At 58.1% G+C, this 18,681-nt stretch carries 11 protein-coding genes; 2 read left to right on the top strand and 9 right to left on the bottom strand.

What is annotated here, in order from left to right:
* Nucleotides 1-3 precede the first annotated feature (3 nt).
* The gene (gene pdeH / locus AC6I8D_RS00595; protein WP_312054790.1) at nucleotides 4-777 is read right to left on the bottom strand and encodes a cyclic-guanylate-specific phosphodiesterase; all 774 of its coding nucleotides are present in this window, start codon (nucleotides 775-777) and stop codon (nucleotides 4-6) included.
* A gap of 283 nt (nucleotides 778-1,060) precedes the next feature.
* Here pdeH and kdgK point away from each other — a divergent pair, with 283 nt between their 5' ends.
* Nucleotides 1,061-1,993 carry a 2-dehydro-3-deoxygluconokinase gene (gene kdgK, locus AC6I8D_RS00590; RefSeq protein ID WP_497819512.1) on the top strand — a complete coding sequence of 311 codons (933 nt, stop codon included), beginning with the start codon at nucleotides 1,061-1,063 and terminating at the stop codon, nucleotides 1,991-1,993.
* A gap of 381 nt (nucleotides 1,994-2,374) precedes the next feature.
* Nucleotides 2,375-3,247, top strand: coding sequence for an alpha/beta hydrolase (locus AC6I8D_RS00585; protein ID WP_031375068.1), 873 nt, complete (start codon nucleotides 2,375-2,377; stop codon nucleotides 3,245-3,247).
* Between the two features lie 4 nt (nucleotides 3,248-3,251).
* Here the strand turns inward: AC6I8D_RS00585 and AC6I8D_RS00580 are convergent, their stop codons facing one another.
* From AC6I8D_RS00580 to bcsA, 8 genes are all read right to left on the bottom strand, one after another.
* On the bottom strand, nucleotides 3,252-4,748 hold the full coding sequence (locus tag AC6I8D_RS00580) for a M16 family metallopeptidase (RefSeq protein WP_312759221.1): 1,497 nt from the start codon (nucleotides 4,746-4,748) through the stop codon (nucleotides 3,252-3,254).
* 246 nt (nucleotides 4,749-4,994) lie between these two features.
* Nucleotides 4,995-6,284, bottom strand: a complete 1,290-nt coding sequence (locus AC6I8D_RS00575; RefSeq protein WP_312054795.1) for a dicarboxylate/amino acid:cation symporter — start codon at nucleotides 6,282-6,284, stop codon at nucleotides 4,995-4,997.
* 225 nt (nucleotides 6,285-6,509) lie between these two features.
* Entirely contained in the window at nucleotides 6,510-8,516 is a 2,007-nt protein-coding gene (hmsP, locus tag AC6I8D_RS00570) for a biofilm formation regulator HmsP (protein ID WP_497819511.1), read from the bottom strand.
* A gap of 173 nt (nucleotides 8,517-8,689) precedes the next feature.
* A complete protein-coding gene (locus AC6I8D_RS00565) occupies nucleotides 8,690-9,697 on the bottom strand; it encodes a family 8 glycosyl hydrolase (RefSeq protein WP_312054798.1) in 1,008 nt (335 codons plus the stop codon).
* A 9-nt stretch (nucleotides 9,698-9,706) separates the two neighbouring features.
* Complete coding sequence (gene bcsD / locus AC6I8D_RS00560; protein WP_312054799.1) at nucleotides 9,707-10,150, bottom strand: cellulose biosynthesis protein BcsD; 444 nt, start codon at nucleotides 10,148-10,150, stop codon at nucleotides 9,707-9,709.
* Nucleotides 10,150-13,953 carry a cellulose biosynthesis protein BcsC gene (locus tag AC6I8D_RS00555; protein ID WP_497819510.1) on the bottom strand — a complete coding sequence of 1,268 codons (3,804 nt, stop codon included), beginning with the start codon at nucleotides 13,951-13,953 and terminating at the stop codon, nucleotides 10,150-10,152. Before AC6I8D_RS00555 ends, bcsD begins: the two co-directional genes overlap by 1 nt.
* Nucleotides 13,954-13,964: 11 nt before the next feature.
* Nucleotides 13,965-16,571, bottom strand: a complete 2,607-nt coding sequence (gene bcsB, locus AC6I8D_RS00550; RefSeq protein WP_497819509.1) for a cellulose biosynthesis cyclic di-GMP-binding regulatory protein BcsB — start codon at nucleotides 16,569-16,571, stop codon at nucleotides 13,965-13,967.
* A complete protein-coding gene (gene bcsA / locus AC6I8D_RS00545; RefSeq protein WP_497819508.1) occupies nucleotides 16,568-18,679 on the bottom strand; it encodes a UDP-forming cellulose synthase catalytic subunit in 2,112 nt (703 codons plus the stop codon). Before bcsA ends, bcsB begins: the two co-directional genes overlap by 4 nt.
* Nucleotides 18,680-18,681 lie beyond the last annotated feature (2 nt).

Below are 18,681 nucleotides of genomic sequence, written 5' to 3'. Positions count from 1 at the left end.
GGGTTAGGGAAGCTGGATAGTGAGATGATTCAACTCAGAAAATGGGAGCGGACGCGAAAAGAAATAGCCCTGCGCGGCGATAGCGGGTGAACGTCTGACCTGCTGCCACTCATCCTCAGTTTCCACTCCTTCAACGATCACCCCGTTACAGTAGCGGTTGATCAGCGCCAGCAGCATTGAAAACAGGCTGCGTCCTTCATCGGAGTTGCGCAGCAGGATAAACAGCTCACGCGACAGCTTGATGTAGTCATATCTCAGTTCGGTCAGCGCCGAGAAATTGGCCATACCGGAGCCAAAATCATCCAGCCACAGCGGCCCGAGTTCCGGCATCCGGGCGATCATCTCTTCCTGCGGCAGGACATGGTGTTCTGTCAGCTCAAAGCGAACCCAGGGCAGGCGAATAATCAGGCTGCGGATCGCCGGATGATGCTGAATAGACAACAGTGACGGCCCATCAATGTTGACCGAGGCAACCACCGCATTCTGCTCAAAGAAAGGAGCCCACTGCGTTAACAGTTCGAGTTGTTCCTGTACCACATGCAGCCGCTGCGGAATCTCAAGCCCGGCAAAATAGGCTTCCGGCGACAGGATGTGTTCCGGTGCAGACGGATGGGTAATGGCCGTCAGCAACTCGATTGCCAGCAACCGCCCCGTCACCTGATAAATCGGCTGAAAGCGATAAAATCGTTGGCATTGGTGCCAGAAATGCGGTGTTTCCGGTTGGGAGATGAGGTCAGTTGAAGAAGGTAGCCATTGACTAATACTCTCCATCACCATGATATTTTCCTGGTTGGTAATGAGCGCTCAAAATTGGCGACTCAGCGGCGATTATCGACCATGCCTGTGATCGCTTGATGAAATGTCCGGCCACATTAAAGCGGGGAGTTTATCAACCTTTAATCAGGCACTATCGCCAAAACAAGCCAAAAATAGCCCTCTTTATCAGCGCGATCGCCACTATTCATCACCTTAAGTTAAATTAAAACACCGTTTTAAAACCATTGACGTCTGCCATACCAGACGCGAGACTAAGGCGATATTTCACTACAGGTCTAAAACCATGACGCAGAAAAAAATTGCCATTATTGGTGAATGCATGATTGAGCTGTCCGAAAAGGGTGAGAACATCAAACGCGGCTTTGGCGGCGATACGCTGAATACCGCGGTCTACCTCGCCCGCCAGGTAGATGAAGACCAGCTTCGGGTCGATTACGTTACTGCACTCGGCGTCGACTCCTTCAGCGATCAGATGATCGCCGCCTGGCAGCAGGAGAAGGTCAATACCGACCTGATTCAGCGCCTCGACAACAAGATGCCCGGCCTGTATGTGATTGAAACCGATGCTGAAGGCGAGCGCACCTTCTGGTACTGGCGCAGCGATGCCGCAGCCCGTTACTGGCTCGACAGTCCTCAGTCAGAGGCGATCTGTCAGCAGCTGGCGCACTACGACTATCTCTACCTGAGCGGCATTAGCCTGGCGATTTTAGCCCCGGCCAGCCGTGATAAGCTGATGCAGCTACTGGACCGCTGTCGGGCTAATGGCGGTAAGGTCATTTTTGATAACAACTATCGTCCGCGCTTATGGGCGGATCAGGCCAGCGCGCAGACAGCTTACCGCGCCATGCTTAACCGCACCGATACCGCTTTTCTGACGCTGGATGATGAGCATTTACTGTGGGGCGAACAGCCGCTGGAGGCAGTGATTGCCCGCACTCGCCAGGCGGGTGCCAGTGAAATTGTGATTAAACGCGGCGCAGAATCGTGCCTGGTCGCCGTGGGTGATGCCCCCCTGACGGATGTCCCGGCGGTGCGTCTGGCGAAGGAGAAGGTGATTGATACCACGGCCGCCGGCGACTCGTTCAGTGCCGGTTATCTGGCCCGCCGCCTGACCGGCGCTTCCGCCGAAGCCGCTGCGCAGCGGGGCCATCTCACCGCCAGCACCGTGATTCAGCATCGTGGCGCAATTATTCCCGCTGAGGCGATGCCCGACTAAACGGCTCCGGCGAGGGCGTATCAGTACCGCCCGTAGCCTGCCCGACCCATTATTGCCTCTTAACAGCCCGCAGCGAAATATCCGGTAAATTCCGGCTAACAAAGCGGGCTATACCGGACATTTCTCTTAAGCGGACAAATCGTCATTAATCGCCTATCCTGCCGCCTTAACGCCTCCAGAACGACTTATAAATTATTGTTTAAAATTAGTTGGTTACTGGCAAAAAAACGCCACCAGGCATAGTCCGAATCTGGTCATTTTTACCGTTTTCGGATGGACGTCCGGCTGAAAAAAGACCATCTTTTAATCAACAACAGCAGGACGCTGTGCTCTCCGGCCGCGAACAAAACAATTAAAACATCCCTCGCATCAGGACATGTTATGCACACAGAAATTATTAATATCTGGCCGCACGGTGATGCGCCAGGCGCCAGCGATTCGCGCGCGCAGCCGCAAATTATCGATATGGCCAAACAGTATGAGCCTTACGATCGCGCCGCCACCGGCGTACGTTGCCCGGAAATGGCGATCTGGCATCCGGTGGAGTCGAACGGTATTACCCTGCTGGTCGCGCCGGGCGGTGGCTATCATCGCGTGATGATCGATCGTGAAGGGAGCGCGCTCGCCACCTTCTTTACCTCAATGGGCTACACCCTGGCGGTGATGACCTATCGGCTACCTTATGATGGGCATCATGAGGGACCGGATGCGCCGCTGGCCGATGCGCAGCGGGCGGTACGGGTGTTACGTGAACGTGCGCAGCGCGGCCTTAACGGCAAATACATCGTGATGATGGGCTTTTCAGCTGGCGGACACGTTGCTGCCAGCCTGGGTACCCGTTTCGCCGAAAAGCTCTATCCGGTACAGGATGGCGCAGAAAACTTCTCGCCGCGTCCCGACGCGATGGTGCTGGTCTATCCGGTGATCAGCATGCGTGACGGCATTGCTCATGAAGGTTCGCGCACCCGATTACTCGGCGCGTGGCCCGACCAAAAAACCATTGAGGCTTATTCACTGGAAACCCGGGTTCACCCGCTGGTGCCGCCGACCCTGTTGATTCACGCCGCCGACGACGAATCGGTGTCGGTGAACCACAGCATGGCGTTTTTCGGTGCATTACGGGAGCACAACGTGCCGGCAGAGGTGCATTTCTATCAGAAGGGCGGCCACGGATTTGGTATCCGCGGCGTGGCAGATTTGCCCCTTGCCAGCTGGCCGATGCTGGTGACCGAGTGGCTCAGGGCAAAAACCTGAGGGATTACGCGGCGGGCGGCTGAATGTCGCTGACGCTGTTATCCGGCTGGCTGGCATCGTTGCCAGCCGCCGGTGCCGCAGGCGGCGCCATCACCTTCTCCCAGCTGCTTTGCAGGCTTTTCACGTTGGTTTCGGCTTCCCCTTCCGGCTGAATCAGCACCATCATCAGTTCCTGGCTAAGCAGCTGACGCAGTTCCTGATTCAGCTGCTCGCGGGTCAGACCGGCGAGAAACGCCTGCCGCAGTTTCTGATACTGTTCCGGGGCGATATCCACCACCGAGTTCTGCTGTGAACGCAGACGCTGGCTCATCAGCACATCGGTATCGGTGCGGGCGTAGGTGGTGAACAGCTTGTTGAGCTCCAGCAGTTTTTGCGCCATCAGCGCATCAAACTCCTCCTGCGGTAAGCCTTTATCACGCACCGTTGCCAGTTCACGCGCCACCAGCGTCATGTTCTGCGCCAGCGATTCGTTGCGCGCGTCCAGGTTGATGGAACACTGCGCACGCTGATAAAGCACGCGGCAGTCAAAACCAACCTGCACGCCCTGCGCTTTGCTGTCACTCAGCACACGCTGGACATGCCAGAACAGCGCTTCACGCGCCAGATCGCCTTGCCAGTAACGCTGCAGGTTCTGGGAGTCACGGATCGGTTGCCAGGGCGTATCCCACACCAGCGACAGACGATCCTGGGTGATTTTGCCGTTGACCAGATTCACCGGCTCATGCGGCAGCGGCGATAAGGTCGGCAGCGGCGCAGGCGTTTCACGTTTACCGGTTAACGGCGAAAACGCTTTGTTGATCTGCTCAGAGAGGCTCCGGCTATCAACATTCCCCACCACATACAGCGTCATCGCATCAGGCGTATACCACTGGCGGTAAAAATCATTCAGCTGGGTTAAATCGACCGGCGCACGCGGTTGTGCTGCAGGATCGTGCGCCAGCAGGGCCGAGCCTTTCAGGCGATAACGCCACCAGACATCCTGGGTATCTTTTGGCCAGGTCGCGACCGGATCGGAGGCGCTCAGCGCGGTATTCACTACCTGTTCGGTAATCGCCATATTGCCGGCGGTGGCCGCCAGCCAGCTCAGCGCTTCTTTCAGCAGTTCAGGACGATTGTTCGGCAGGCTGAGATTGTATTGGGTGAAATCATAGGAGGCGATGACGGGGGGCAGCGGGTGTTGGGGATCCATGGCCTGTTGCCATAACGCGCGCTGCTGGTTGGTGTCGAGCGCGGTGTTATGCACCATCGCCAGACGTGGCAGCAAATGGCTGAAACCCGCCTGTTGCGCACTCTCAACCAGCGAGCCGGTATTCACCACCATGCGCAGCTCGATGCGGTCACTGGGACGTTGCGGTGTGGCCAGTAACTGCCAGTTAAATCCGTTATCCAGCTTGCCTTCCTGCCAGGCCGGATCCGGTTGCAGCGTTTCTGCCTGGAGACCATAGCTGGTCGCTGCCAGCACTAATCCACCAACCAAAAGCCGAATTCTGGTGCCCTGCATGTGAACCCCTACTCAAATAATTCAAATATCGTTATCGCTGGCACGTTTTGCCGCTGTTATTAGCGATTCGACTGACGCCGAATTGCGCTGTTATCCAATAACAGAGTGTTTGACCACAGGAAGCTTAGGATGTCGCGCAACGAAGTGAAAAACGTCAAAAAAAACAAGCAGGGTTTATTATCCAAATGCCCGCTGTCAGGGCAAGTGACAGCGGGCATTTGTCGGGATTTAAGTGAAAATCAATGGTTAAAGTGTAGAATCAGCTGCTTTTTTCGCCTTATTCCCACCGGCCAGCGTCTCTTTCAGCTGTTTTTGATCCAGCTGGTCGACCCACTTCGCCACTACCACCGTCGCCACGCCGTTACCCACCAGGTTGGTGAGTGCACGGGCTTCGGACATAAAGCGGTCGATACCCAGAATCAGCGCCAGACCGGCCACCGGCAGATGGCCGACCGCTGAAAGCGTCGCCGCCAGCACGATGAATCCGCTACCGGTGACCCCGGCGGCGCCTTTCGAGGAGAGCAACAGCACCACCAGCAGGGTAATCTGATGGAAGATGTCCATATGCGCGTTGGTGGCCTGGGCGATAAACACCGCCGCCATGGTCAGGTAGATCGACGTGCCATCAAGGTTGAAGGAGTAGCCGGTCGGTATCACCAGGCCGACCACCGATTTCTTACAGCCCAGTCGCTCCATCTTATCCAGCATCCGCGGCAGCGCCGACTCCGAAGAGGAGGTCCCCAGCACGATTAACAGCTCTTCTTTAATGTAAGCGATAAATTTGAAGATGCTGAACCCGGCAAACAGCCGCGCAATCAGCCCCAGTACCACCACCACGAACAGGATACAGGTGATATAGAAGCAGATAATCAGCTGGCCGAGCTGCACCAGCGAGCCAACGCCATACTTACCGATGGTGAACGCCATCGCGCCGAATGCGCCGATCGGAGCCAGACGCATGATCATATTGATAATCCCGAAAATTACGTTCGAGAAGCTCTCAATCACGTTGAAAATCAGCGTGCCGGTATTACCGAGGCGATGCAGCGCGAAACCAAACAGAATGGCAAACAGCAGTACCTGCAGAATGTTGCCGCTGGCAAAGGCGCCAATGACGCTGTTAGGGATCACATCCAGCAGAAACGCGACCACGCCCTGCTGCTCTGCCTGCTGGGCGTAAACCGCCACCGCTTTGGCATCCAGCGTGGCCGGATCGACGTTCATTCCCGCGCCCGGCTGCACCACATTGACCACCACCAGACCGATGATCAGCGCAATGGTACTGACAATTTCAAAATAGAGCAGCGCCACCGCACCGGTGCGGCCGACCGCCTTCATACTCTCCATACCGGCTATGCCGGTCACCACGGTACAGAAAATAACCGGGGCAATAATCATCTTGATCAACTTAACGAAGCCATCTCCCAACGGCTTCATCTGGGTCCCTAATTCCGGATAAAAATGGCCTATCAAAACGCCGATGCCAATCGCCATCAGCACCTGGAAGTAAAGGCTTTTAAAAAGTGAGGTTTTCATAAACAGGTGTCCACTAACGCCGTGAGGTGATGTTGTCGGATTCGTTATTGTGACTGACGGGCAACACAGGCGGCGCCTGACAGTAACCCGAAAATAACACTCTGTTTACGTGATTAATACAGGCTTACAAACCACGGGGAAATGATACAGACGTAATTCTGAACTGAAACGCTTCAGCAGCGGGTTTTGTAACTAAAATTCTCGCAAAATCAATGAATCAGGTAATTATTCCGGCCGTGAGCGTTTTTCGACCCACGCCTGATTGAAGCGCGCCAGCGGCAGGGCTTCAGCATATAGATAGCCCTGCCCGATATGAATGCCGCGCGCCAGCAGCCAGTCGCGCTGCTCGGCGGTTTCGACGCCTTCCGCAATCACATCCAGATGAATGATCTCGGCTATTGCCGCCACGATGCGCACCATGGTGTCATCATCCGGCAGCGCCGCGACAAAGCTGCGATCCATCTTCAGCTTATTGACCGGCAACGCTTTGAGCTGATGCAGCGAGTTAAGGTTGGAGTAGCCCATACCGAAGTCATCCAGCGCCACCGCCACCCCGGTCTGCTGCAGGGTCCGCAGCAGCGAGATCGCCTGGCCGGTATCGCCGATATGAGCGGTTTCCGTCACTTCCAGCACGAAGGTGCCCGGCGCAATCTGATGGCGCTTCAGCAGCGCCTGCAGATGGGCGACCATTGCGGTATCGCGCAGCTGAACCGCTGAAATATTCACGCTTAGCGGCAGCATAATGCCCTGCCGCTGCCAGCCGGCCAGAATGCGACACGCCTCTTCAAACACCCAGCGGCCAATCGCGGTAATCACGCCTATCTCTTCCGCACTGGCGATAAACTCCTCGGTCAGACCGAAACTGCCGTCCGGCTGACGCATCCGCAACAGCGCTTCTGCACCGGCCAGTTCGCCGGTGCGCATATCAATCTGCGGTTGCAGGTAAAGCGCAAACTGATCGTCATGCAGCCCCTGCAAAATGTCGTGTTCCTGAGTCAGGCGTTTTTGCGCCCGCTCGGTTAAGGCGGCATCAAAGAACAGGATCTGATTCTTACCCTGATGGCGCGCTGACATCATGGCGGAAGTGGCGCGATCCAGCAGTTCATTGGCGCTCAGCGGCCGATCGTCGCGCAGCGCCAGGCCGATGCTGGCATTCGGTCGCAGCTGCAGCTGATACAGATTAACCGGCTGGTTAAGGCGAATCATCAGGTTACGCGCCAGCCGCAGCGCGCGGAACGGAGTACTGGCGCGCTTCATCAGCAGGACGAAGTCGCTGGGACCGGTTTGCGCCAGCAGGGTGTGGTCATCCAGCGTGCTGCGGATTTTATCGACCAGCGTCAGCATCAGGGTGTCGCGCTGCTCATCACTCAATACACCATTGGCTTCCTGCAGGGTTTCAATGCGGATCACCATCAGGCCGAGTGGCTGATCAGGATTGCCCATGTACTGCTCGACCAGCGCCAGGAACAGCGCCCGGTTGGGCAGATCGGTGACGTCAAAATGGGTGGTCAGCCGGCTCATCTCATCATGCACTGACTCAAGAACCTGCTGATTACGATTGTAACTGCGGATCAGCATGCCAATTTCATCGTCACGGTGGCTCGGCGGCAGCGTCAGTTTATGGGTCAGAATCGACTGCGGCGGCAGCTCCTGCAGTTCACGTGAGATGTTACGCAGCGGATGGACCACCAGCCGGTTAATGCACCAGCTGATCGCCACCGACAGAATCAGCGCCAGCAGCAGATAGGTGGTGATCATGGTCGACAGCGTACTGAGGATAAACTGGTAGACGCGCGTCGAGTTGGCCTGCAGCACCAGATAGGCCAGCGGTTTCGGCAGCCCGGTGTTTTCAACCGAGTAGAGCGGCAGGGTAATCTGCACCGGTAGCTCAAACAGGCGTGCCACCAGCCGCGGCACCGGCTTCTCGTTTTCGAAGTCGGCATGCAGCGCCTGGAACGCGTTGGGCAGCACCACGTCGGCGCGCGATAAAATCCCGGCGGGTTTCAGCGAGTGGAGAATGCGTTCAGCCTGCGGAATGTCCGCTCTCAGCACCGCTTCTGACAGCGGCTGCCGGACGGTATGGGCGATATTCTCCATCTGCTGGGCGTAGTCAATCCTGCGCTGCTGCACAAAATGAAACAGTTGGATGACGATAAAGATACTGATGGTGATAACCGCAACCAGCGAAACCGTCGCCATCTGCTTTATCGTAAGTGACCGGCTTACCCGCAAAAATTCTCTCCCGACTATAAAAAAGCTCAGATATCAGACAGGAAAATGTCCGGCAAGTATATCCCAACGTTGGTTTTTTTTGTTGGCAATAGCGCCGCAGCGGGGAGATTCGGATTCTCTACCCGATAAAGGCGGTTTTTTCCGCACTTATCGGGCAGGCAATACCAGCAGGATTAACGCTTTTCCTGAAACGCCGTCCAGGTCAGCAGTTGCAGGCTGGCCGAAAAATAGTTCTGATCCGCTGCCAGCCGATCGCTCAGATAGCCGGTCTCATTCAGCGTCAGATCGCGCACCGCCAGCAGTCCGCCTTCAAGATGGTAAGGCGCGGGAGTATTGGCCAGAACATCAAACCAGGCAGGCGTCATCATCCGGCTATAGCCCTGCCAGACCTGCTGAAACGGCACCAGCGCCAGGCTGTGCGGATCGTACCACCAGATATTCAGCGGCACGCGAATCGCATCGTAGCTAAAGCGGCTGGAATAGCCGATAGCCGGGGCGACCGAGCCGTCGGCATTCAGCGCCACCCAATCCAGCGGCAGGCCACTGTTACCGAAATGCAGCTTAGCGAGCAAATCAAGACCGCTCTCAATCAGCTGATTCCACACCTGCAGATGACTGTGTTCACCAAACTCCCGCCACGCCTGAAACAGGAAGTAAGAGGGGTTGAGCACCACATAGCTGCTTTTATTGAAGCCCTGCGCGCCGGGCAACAGCACGGTATGGCCGCCAAACGTCACCACATCCAGCTTAATAATCGCCCGCTGAATACGGTCAGATGCCTGCTGATAACTTTCTACCTGCCACTTCTGCGCGGCCCGTTGCAACGCCCAGGCCAGAAGAACATCGCCATCAGAGGCGTTATTTTTATCCGCAACCGGGTTGGCGGTGCCCGGCGTATAGCGCCAGTAAAACAGATCGGTTTGTGGATTCCCTAACTGGCTGCGCGTCCACTGCCACAGCCGATCAAAGGTGGCGCGATCGTCATTCGCCACCGCCAGCAGCATGCCGTAGCCCTGCCCTTCGGTATGGCTGACATTGTTATTCGCGGTGTCGATGACCCGCCCTTCTGACGTGACAAAGCGGCTTTTAAAACTGTCCCAACCGCTGGCAGCGGCTTGCGCACTGCCGAGTAACAGCCAGATACAGCAGATCCAACCCAGCCACTGTGGCTTAACGTTCATTTATCTATCCTATTGATAACGGTAATACAGCGCGTTGCCATCATTCAGTTCAGGCGTTACCGGCACCGCACTGCTGCCGCCCTGAGCCTGCAGCCAGCCTGAGAACAGCCCCGCCGCGACTGCGCCAAATGCCGCCTGCCAGTCAGCAGGCGTATGGATATTATCACCCGCCGGTAAGGCGTGATGACCGATCAACAGCGCCTTCTCTTCCGGCTGGAGCTGCACAAAACCCCAGTTAAAACGCGCCAGTTGCAGATTCATTTCCCGTTCCAGATCCTGCACCGTGCGTGCTTCAGGCAACGGATAGCGGGCTGCCAGCGATTCACCCATGTTGTAGAGGAACGCTTCAGCCTGTTGCTGGCCGCCGTTGGCGACCATGCCTTCAATCAGTACGCTGACCAGATCAAACCAGCCGGGTGGATGCGGATGCGACACGCCAGAATGCTCATTCATTATTTATCTCCAAACAGATAACGGACATAAAGCTGCGCACTGCTTTCGTTGTAATCACCAAAGGTGTCGTAGCCCAGCTGGCCGCCTATCGTCACCTCTTTATTAAGTTTGTAATCGGCACCGGCGTGCAGGTTATAACCCACCCCGTTTTTACTGCTGCCGGAGTAGTACGCACTTTTCACGCTGCCGTCGGCAGCCAGCCCTTCCAGCTGTGACTGCAGGCTGGCATCGTCCGGGAAGTAAGCGCTTTTATCCTGACTGTAGGACTGATAGCCGACCGAACCGCCCAGCCTCACTTTCAGATCGTCATACTGACGAGAGAAGTCGACCGGGAATGAGACGGAAGCGTAGTTTTGCGGACTGAAGTAGCCGCCCTGGCCATAACTGAAATAGCTCAGGTTTTTCGAGAAGTCCATCCATGACAGGCTCATGCCCACCTTCAGCTCACGGTCGTCGGCGTGATAAGGACGCACATAAGCACCGGCGGTCGCCTGCAGATTGTTGTTACTGGCGACATTCTCGCCAAGGTAGCTGTACGCCCCCGCGCCAGCGTAGAAGCCGGCATCGCCATTGTCATAACTCAGTAAGGCATTGCCGCCGTTTTTGGTGACGCGGCCCCACCGCTTGCCGCTGGTCTTGTCCTCTGCGCCGACATACGACAGCAGACTGTCGGTAATCGCGCGACGTTCGCCGGTCAGAATCAGCGTCAGGAAGTCGGTAAGCTTCGGCGACCACTGCACCCCACCCACCAGCGTACTGAGATCCTGGCCCAGCGGCGTACTGCCGAGATCGACCTTGTAGCTGTCGCCTTTCAGCGCCAGGTTCAGCTCGACGCCCGAGGCGGTTTGTGAATCGGTCGTGGCGTTCGGCACATCATTCAGGGTTGCGCCACCGGCGGCGACTACCCGGCCCTGGGTTAAGGCGTTGGTGCCAAAACGTCGCCATGCATCGCCCGCGGCGCTACCAGCCGTCAGCGACACCGGCGTCATGGTGAAGTCAAAGCGCGACTCACCAAACGGCACGGTGGAGAAGGTCAGTGGCGCTTTGGCTTCGGTCAGCTTGCTCAGTCCCGATTCGCCATCACGACCGCGCACCTGCACCATTCCCTGACTCCAGCTGGCCGTTTTCTCCTGCAGCGAATCCATCATGGTGTCAATCTGACGCAGGGTCTGCGACGCGTTAGATACCGTCGTATCGCCTTCTGCCTGCTCAGGGCTGGCCGACGTGGTGACGGGCGCGACCTGCCAGGGCAGCACGGTGCCGTAGCGGGAAGCGGAACGCCCGACCGGCGAGGTATTGCGGTCGATAAACGGATTATCTGCCAGCACCAGCCCGCCCACGGTCGGCATACTGCCCGGCTGCGCACCCTGCAGGCCAATCAGCTGTCCGCGTGCCGAGCGCAGATAGCGCATCGCCTCGCTATGCTCGCCATTCGCTTCGGCCACCCGCGCCAATAGCAACAGGCGATCCGGCGTCTGGGTAGCGCTGTTCAGGCCGCGCGTCAGCGTGTTGGCGCGCTGAACATTATTCTGCGCCAGCGCGACGTTGATCGCCCCGACGCGCGCATCCTGAGTCGGCGTATCCTGGGTCATCAGGTAGTCATATACCACGCCCGCGTCCCGGTTCATCTTGCCGTCCTGATAGAGTCGCGCCATGGCGAACATCAGATCGCGGTTCTGCGGATCCTGCTGTAACGCACCGATCAGCTTATCGTAGGCCGCCGCATACTGCCGCTGCTGCCGCAGGCGATCGACTTCATTAATCAGATAACCGTTACGCATCGCTGCCAGCTGCGTCGGGGTGCTGCGCGCCTGCAGTTCCGGGCTGCTGAGGAAGCGCTGCGCTTCTGCGCTCAGCCCGGCCTGGTTCAGCACCGTCACCTGCGCGGCGTAATCACCGGCATTACCCTGTACACCGCGCTGCATATTGGTGCGTACCACCGAAACCGCGGTGGTGAGATCGCCAGCCTGCGCCAGCTTCTGCGCCAGATTACCGGCATCAGCCGGGTTGCTGGGCGGATTCACCGCTAACGCTTTCAGGGTGTTGGCAGCGGCAGCATTGGCACCCTGAGACAGATACTGATCTGCGGTGCTCATTTGCAGGTTAAAATTGACCCGCTGCGCCAGTGCGCGCATCTCACGCGTTTGGGCAGCAGCCGGAATGCGCGACAGCAGCACGCTGGCCTGCTGCCAGCCGCCGCTTTCGCTGGCGTTGAGTGCGCCAGCATAAAGTTCACTGCTGCTGGCACCGCTGCGCATCACCGGCTGCATTACATTAGCGGCCTGTAAAGGTTCACCCTGCTGTCGGTAGAGACGGGCCAGATCAAGCCGCAGCCAGCCATCGGTTGGATAACGCTGGACTCCCTGCTGCAGCGTCGCGATGGCCGCGGCGTTGTTGCCGGCGGCCAGCTGACGCTTCGCCTGCTGACGTAGCGTATCGGCGCCGTTTGCCTGCGGCGTCACGCTCTGACGGACGCTGGCTGGCAGCGAGCCCAGCAGGGTATTGGCTTCGGCACTGCGATTCTGCTGACGCAGCACGTAGAACAGCCCCTCTTTGGCGCTGCGGTTACTGGCATCGCTCTGCAGCACAGAACGGTAGGTCTGCTCGGCCTGCTCAAGCTGGTTACTGCGCCGCTGCACGTCAGCAAGGAACAGGCGAGCGGCAATGCCTTTTTCGCCTTCGGCCTGCGCCAGCGGTTCGCTTAATGCCAGCGCCTGTGCGCTGTTGCCGCTTTTCAGCGCCTGCTGCGCATTGGCCAGCTGCGCATAAAAACGGGCATCATCGGCCTGCTGCTGACGGGCTGAACCCTGAACGCCGCCCAGCTGCGCGGCGCGCTGCAGATAGTCCGCCGCTTCCTGATAACGGCCGGCACGCTGGGCGACATAGCCCATGCCCGCCAGCGCATCGGCATCCTGCGGATTGGCGCTCAGCACTTTTTCGAAGCTGCTCTGCGCACCGCCCACGTCACCACTGTTGAGCGCACTGAAACCGGCGCCTTTCTCAGCACCCCCGACGTTTTTACGGTAATAGTCGATCACCGCGCTATCCTGCGGATGACGCTGTTGCCAGGTCTGATACAACGCGGCATCGGTAGGCTGCGGACCAAGCCACAGCAGCGCCTGCCGCAGCGAACGGTCGGCCTCCTGGTTCCCACTCGCCAGCGCAGACAGCACCTCAATCCCTTCGCGACGGGTCGACTCCTGATAGGTCAGCGCTTTACCCAGCGCCAGCTGCGCCCCGGTGTCCTGCGGATGCTGCGCGGCAAACTGCCGCAACGCCTCTACCGCCTGTGGCAGCAGGCTACGGTCACCGGCCATCGTCAGATAATATTCTGCGGCCACGCTGGCTGGCGGCTCATTGCCGCTGAAGGTATTACGCCAGGTCTGCAGGGCGGCAGCAATGTTGCCGCTGCGCGCCTGCTGACGCGCCAGCGACAGCTGCGCCTGCGGAATCGTCTGTAGCTGACGGGCATTATCCAGCTCGCTCAGGTGCGGATCGTTGGGTGACGCTTTGCTCAGACGCTCGCGATACTGCGCAGCGGCGGCATTGTCACCGCCCTGCTGGGCGTACAGCGCCAGTAAATAGAGCGCCTGCGGGTTGTTGGGTTCCACCATCAACACCTTCTGCAGCGAGGATATCGCCAGATCGTCATGTGCTTTCTGGTGCCAGTAAGCCGCCTGATCGAACAGCGCCTGCAACGCCGGATTAGTGCTTTCAGCCGCCAGCAGCGACGGTGACAACGCCAGCAAGCCGCCCAGCAGTAACGCATGATGAACACCGGCACTTATCAGATTTTTTTTCATTGTTGTTATCCTTACTTCTTGCCGGAATCACTATTCTGCTTCGGATTCAGTCGCCGCCACGCATGACGTTTCAGCATCACCCAGACCGCACTGCCCACCAGCGCAGAAAGCAGCAGCGCCGCCAGCGCCAGGAACACCGAATGCTGGTTGGCGTACCACACCACCATCATGTACCAGGGCATTTCCCCGACCGGGAACTGCGCGCCAACGCGGAAGCTGCGAATGCCATTCTCATCGGTGATGATGGCGGTATCGCCACGAATCGCGGCATTGATACGTGCCGAACTGAGATCGTTGTGGAGCCGCAGCAGTTGATCGTCACTGGTCGCCACCGTAACCACCACCAGCCGATCGCGATTCCACGGCGAGCGATAGCTCAGGAAGCCACGCCACGCTTCGTTAGAGGAGAAGTACCGATCGGCATCCAGCTGTTGACGACTCCAGTCACCGCTTAGCCAGCCGCGCAGTTTCTCCAGCGTACCGGACTCCTTCACACCAAAGGTGCTGCTGCTGGCGTCATAAGGTGAAGAGGCCAGTAACGCCCGGTTGAAATCACTGTTGCCGGTGGTACTTACCGCCAGCAGGTCGTTCTGCTGCAGCCGTGCCAGATAGGTGCCGCCCTGCGGCAGACCAAACAGCACCTGATTCTGCGTCAGGGCTACGCCGGTCGCGTTACCGGCACGCGCCGCCAGATCCAGCAGCGTCGACAGTTCGGCATTGCTGGGTTTTTCCGGCAGCAGCAGCGTGGTCTGGCCGAAATCCGCCAGCCGTGAGAACGGGAACGAGGCGCCGACAAAATAAGAGAGGTTCGGCAGCATGCTGAAGTGGCGGGTGTGGCTCAGATCGATCCACGAATCCTCTTCAATCCGGCTCTTGATGTTGTTGTTCAGCAGCACGCCACAGGGCGCATCCGCCCGCGGCTTGATGTTGAAGTAGAGCGCCAGCTGGTTATCGCCATAAATCAGGTAGGGTTCGAGATTGAGCTGATATTGTTCCTGCCGCGCATCGCCCCCTAAACGGTGCCAGACATTCTCCAGCAGCCCGACCTTATTCACGGTCAGGTTGCGCAGGAAGGTCCCGTTCAGCATCACGTTAAGAAACGACTTATCTTCATCGATCCAGCTTTCGGACGGGAAACGATAGTGCAGCTTGACCGGCACGGTATCGCCATCCCACAGAAACAGATCGGGCGCGGCACGGAAATTGACGCGCAGCGCATCGTGCCAGATGCCGCTACTGGTCAGGGTCTGATCTTTTCGCAGCAGTTCACTGAGACGCACCGGGCGATCGGTATTGATCCAGCGCGGCGCGTCATAGGGTTTGCGATTGCCGAGCGTTTGCGGTTTTACCGGCAGCTGGCTGTCGTCAGTGGTCAGCGGCTGCGTGGTCAGACGGTTGGCCGCCTGACGCAGTTCGGCGTCGTTGTTACCGCTCACCAGCAGCAATTTATACACCGGGTTGTTCGGGTTATCGACCACCTGCAGCATCGGCCCTTTGCTGGCCGGAAAGGTCAGCGTACCGATGCGATCGCCGGGATGACCAAACAGAATGCCGTTGTGCTCCGGCAATTCATCCCGCATCACCGGGAAGCGAATACCGCGATAATCGCTCTGAATGCCGAGCCAGGACGCCACCAGCGCCGCCGCACTCACGGCATCCGGCGCGACATTGCTGGCGAATCCAATGGTAACGGTGGCGGCGGTCATGCGTTGCGGATCGAGGAACGGCCGCGGGAAGTTGCGCAGGCTGGTGCCGATATTCAGCTGCTGGCCCTCAAGGCTCAGGGTGGTTTTCGGCATGATGGTGACCTGATACTGCTCGGCGCTCTCGCGCTCGCACAGTAACTGGTCGGCATCATTAATTTTGAAGCTGAGGTTATTGCTGGAGACCACCATCGCCGCCGGAATATCCAGCTGATAGTCGCTGGTATCACTGTCGCTGGCACCGAGCGGCAGCGTGCCAAGCGGCTGGCCGTTCAGCATTAGCTGCAGTGAAGTATTGCGCGCCGCCAGCGCCGGTGAGACGCGCAGCGTCAGGTTGAGACGCGCATTGGTCACCACCTCATCCGAGGGCAGCGTAAAGGTAATACCTGACTGCAACTGGCCGCCGGTCAGGGTGATGCCGCGCGGCTGGCCCATCTGCGCCACAGAAATGCTACTGCTGATCGGCTGGTTAATGGCAGTACTGATCACCGGCTGCGGTTCCACTACTGGCGCTTCGGCCACCGGCGTTACAGCCTGACCCGGCGCGTAGGGCAGCGCACTGGCGGCCGCTTCCAGCGCCGGGTCGCCATTGCTCAGCCCTTGCGGCAACGGCACGGTAGAGAGCGCACCGCTGTCCTGCGTCACCGCAGCCCCAGCCGGTGCGGGCGCGGCAGAAGTCACCGCCGGCGCATTCTGTGTCGCTGCAGACTCAGACTGAACGCCAGATGACGCCTCGCCAGACGCAGGCTGGGCTGATGGCGTCGCTTGCGCAGTAGGCTGCACGGTCGGTGCCGCGCTGTTAACCGGCGCGGGGTTGCTGGTGTCATCAGCAGATGGCGTTTCGGCCCAGGCTGGCGTCAGCCACAGCGCCGCGGTCAGTGAACTGACCAGCAGCGTTTGGGTCAGGGTTTTCATACTGCGCCATCCTCTTTGGCCGCCGCGGCAACCGGGTCGACATTTTTACGTTTATCGTGGCGTCCTTTCCAGGTCAGCCAGAACAGCTCAAACACGGTACGGATAATAGTTCCCAGCGAGATCAGCGGGTTATCCTGCTTATACTCCGGCTGAATCCAGGCATCGGCGCGCGCCAGCACCACCCGTACCAGCTCACGGCGGCGCGCCAGAGGCATCGCCTCAAAGCGCAGACGGATGGTTTCCGCATCGCCAGAAATCTTGCTGACCGGAATGGTGATCGCGCCGGATTTAAGCAGCAGGTCGATCTCTTCAATCTCATCGTATTCATGGCGGTTATCTGGCGCATCCAGCTGCGCGCCCCCCATGGAAAGATCGCTGGTCAGGGTGCGTGACGAAATACCGCTGGCGTAGTGAATGATCGCTGGGATCTGCACCTCAATACGGATGGTTTTACGCACCTGTTTGGTTTCGCGCGCCACGGCGATCGCCGCCATCAGAATGATCAGGCTGAAGATGGCCCATCCGACGTTGAGCGCAATAACGTAAGGATCGACGCCAAAATAGTCATGCATCACTGCCCGTACCACGCCCGCCACAATGCCGATGCCCAGCAGCAGCGCCACAATGACGTGCGGACGCACGATGTGGAAATCGAAGAAGCCCTGATCCAGCACCCCGCCTTTATCGGTCACGTTGAATTTGCCGTGCTTCGGCGACAGCAGCGTCAGGATGGTCGGGATCACCAGATGGAAACACATCACCGTTTCGTAAATTTCACCCCAGAAGGTGTAGCGGAAACGGCCATTCATCCGCGAGTTGACGTACAGCGACATCACCAAATGCGGCAGCACGTACGCAAAGATCAGCGACGCGGAGGAGTGAATAATATTCAGATTAAACAGCAGGTAAGCCAGCGGCGCGGTGAGAAAGGCTACGCGCGGCAGACCAAACTGGAAGTGCAGCATGGCGTTGAGGTAACAGAGGCGCTGCTGCCACTTCAGGCCGCGGCCAAACAGCGGATTATCCACCCGGAAAATCTGCGTCATACCGCGCGCCCAGCGGGTACGCTGAATAATGTGCAGGCCGAGACGCTCGGTCGCCAGACCGGCCGCCAGCGGAATGGACAGAAACGCCGATCCCCAGCCAAGGCGCTGCATTTTCAGCGCGGTATGCGCATCTTCGGTCACGGTTTCTACCGCAAAACCACCAATCTGCTCCAGCGCTGCGCGGCGGATCACCGCACAGGAGCCGCAGAAGAAAGTGGCATTCCAGTTGTCATTGCCCTGCTGAACCGGGCCGTAAAACAGTGAACCTTCATTCGGGATGCTGCGCGCGGCGCGCAGATTACGCTCAAACGGATCGGGCGAGTAGAAATAGTGTGGCGTTTGCAACAGCGCCAGTTTCGGATCTTTCAGGAACGGGCCTACCGTCGCCTGCAGGAAAGTACGCGTCGCGACGTGGTCGCAGTCAAAAATGCAAATCAGCTCACCTTTAGTGATTTTCATTGCATGGTTGAGGTTGCCGGCTTTAGCGTGATTGTTGTCGTCACGGGTGATGTAGCCTACGCCCACATCGGCGGCGAAGCGGGCGAACTCACTGCGCTTGCCGTCATCCAGCAGATAGACTTTCAGTTTGTCGCGTGGATAGTCGATACACTGCGCGGCCAGCACGGTGTCGCGCACTACATCAAGGCTCTCATTATAAGACGGCACGTAAATATCCACCGTCGGCCACAGATCGGTATCATCCGGTAACGGTTCGATGGTGCGCTTTAATGGCCAGGTGGTTTGCAGAAAGCCGAGAATTAAAATCAGCCAGACATAAAGCTCAGCCAGATATAAGCCAATGCCTAATATCGCTTCGACTTCGGAATTAAAATGCAGGGTTTCTGTGGTGCGCCACCAGATATAGCGGGTAGACATCAACGCCGACAGGATCACCATCATCACGGTTATTTTGCGGCTTTTGCTGAAACCCAATAAAAACATCAAACCGATGCTGATCAGGCCAAAAATATACTGCTTCTGGCTGTCCATTGGCGTAATGATGATCACCGCGGCAACGGGTGCAAGCACCAGCAGCAGCAGGTAAAACCCGATTTTACTCATGA

The organism is Pantoea sp. X-Soil-MYKO-1785, assembly GCF_059730675.1.
Note: the sequence above shows the minus strand (reverse complement) of the source record. Positions and strands in the feature narration are given on the sequence as shown.

Excerpts from the sequence above, each read along its gene's own strand:
- bcsD (WP_312054799.1), bottom strand. The coding sequence starts at position 10,150 with ATGAATGAGCATTCTGGCGTGTCGCATCCGCATCCACCCGGCTGGTTT.
- AC6I8D_RS00580 (WP_312759221.1), bottom strand. The coding sequence starts at position 4,748 with ATGCAGGGCACCAGAATTCGGCTTTTGGTTGGTGGATTAGTGCTGGCA.
- pdeH (WP_312054790.1), bottom strand. The coding sequence starts at position 777 with ATGGTGATGGAGAGTATTAGTCAATGGCTACCTTCTTCAACTGACCTC.
- AC6I8D_RS00555 (WP_497819510.1), bottom strand. The coding sequence starts at position 13,953 with ATGAAAAAAAATCTGATAAGTGCCGGTGTTCATCATGCGTTACTGCTG.
- AC6I8D_RS00565 (WP_312054798.1), bottom strand. The coding sequence starts at position 9,697 with ATGAACGTTAAGCCACAGTGGCTGGGTTGGATCTGCTGTATCTGGCTG.
- bcsB (WP_497819509.1), bottom strand. The coding sequence starts at position 16,571 with ATGAAAACCCTGACCCAAACGCTGCTGGTCAGTTCACTGACCGCGGCG.
- kdgK (WP_497819512.1), top strand. The coding sequence starts at position 1,061 with ATGACGCAGAAAAAAATTGCCATTATTGGTGAATGCATGATTGAGCTG.
- bcsA (WP_497819508.1), bottom strand. The coding sequence starts at position 18,679 with ATGAGTAAAATCGGGTTTTACCTGCTGCTGCTGGTGCTTGCACCCGTT.
- AC6I8D_RS00575 (WP_312054795.1), bottom strand. The coding sequence starts at position 6,284 with ATGAAAACCTCACTTTTTAAAAGCCTTTACTTCCAGGTGCTGATGGCG.
- AC6I8D_RS00585 (WP_031375068.1), top strand. The coding sequence starts at position 2,375 with ATGCACACAGAAATTATTAATATCTGGCCGCACGGTGATGCGCCAGGC.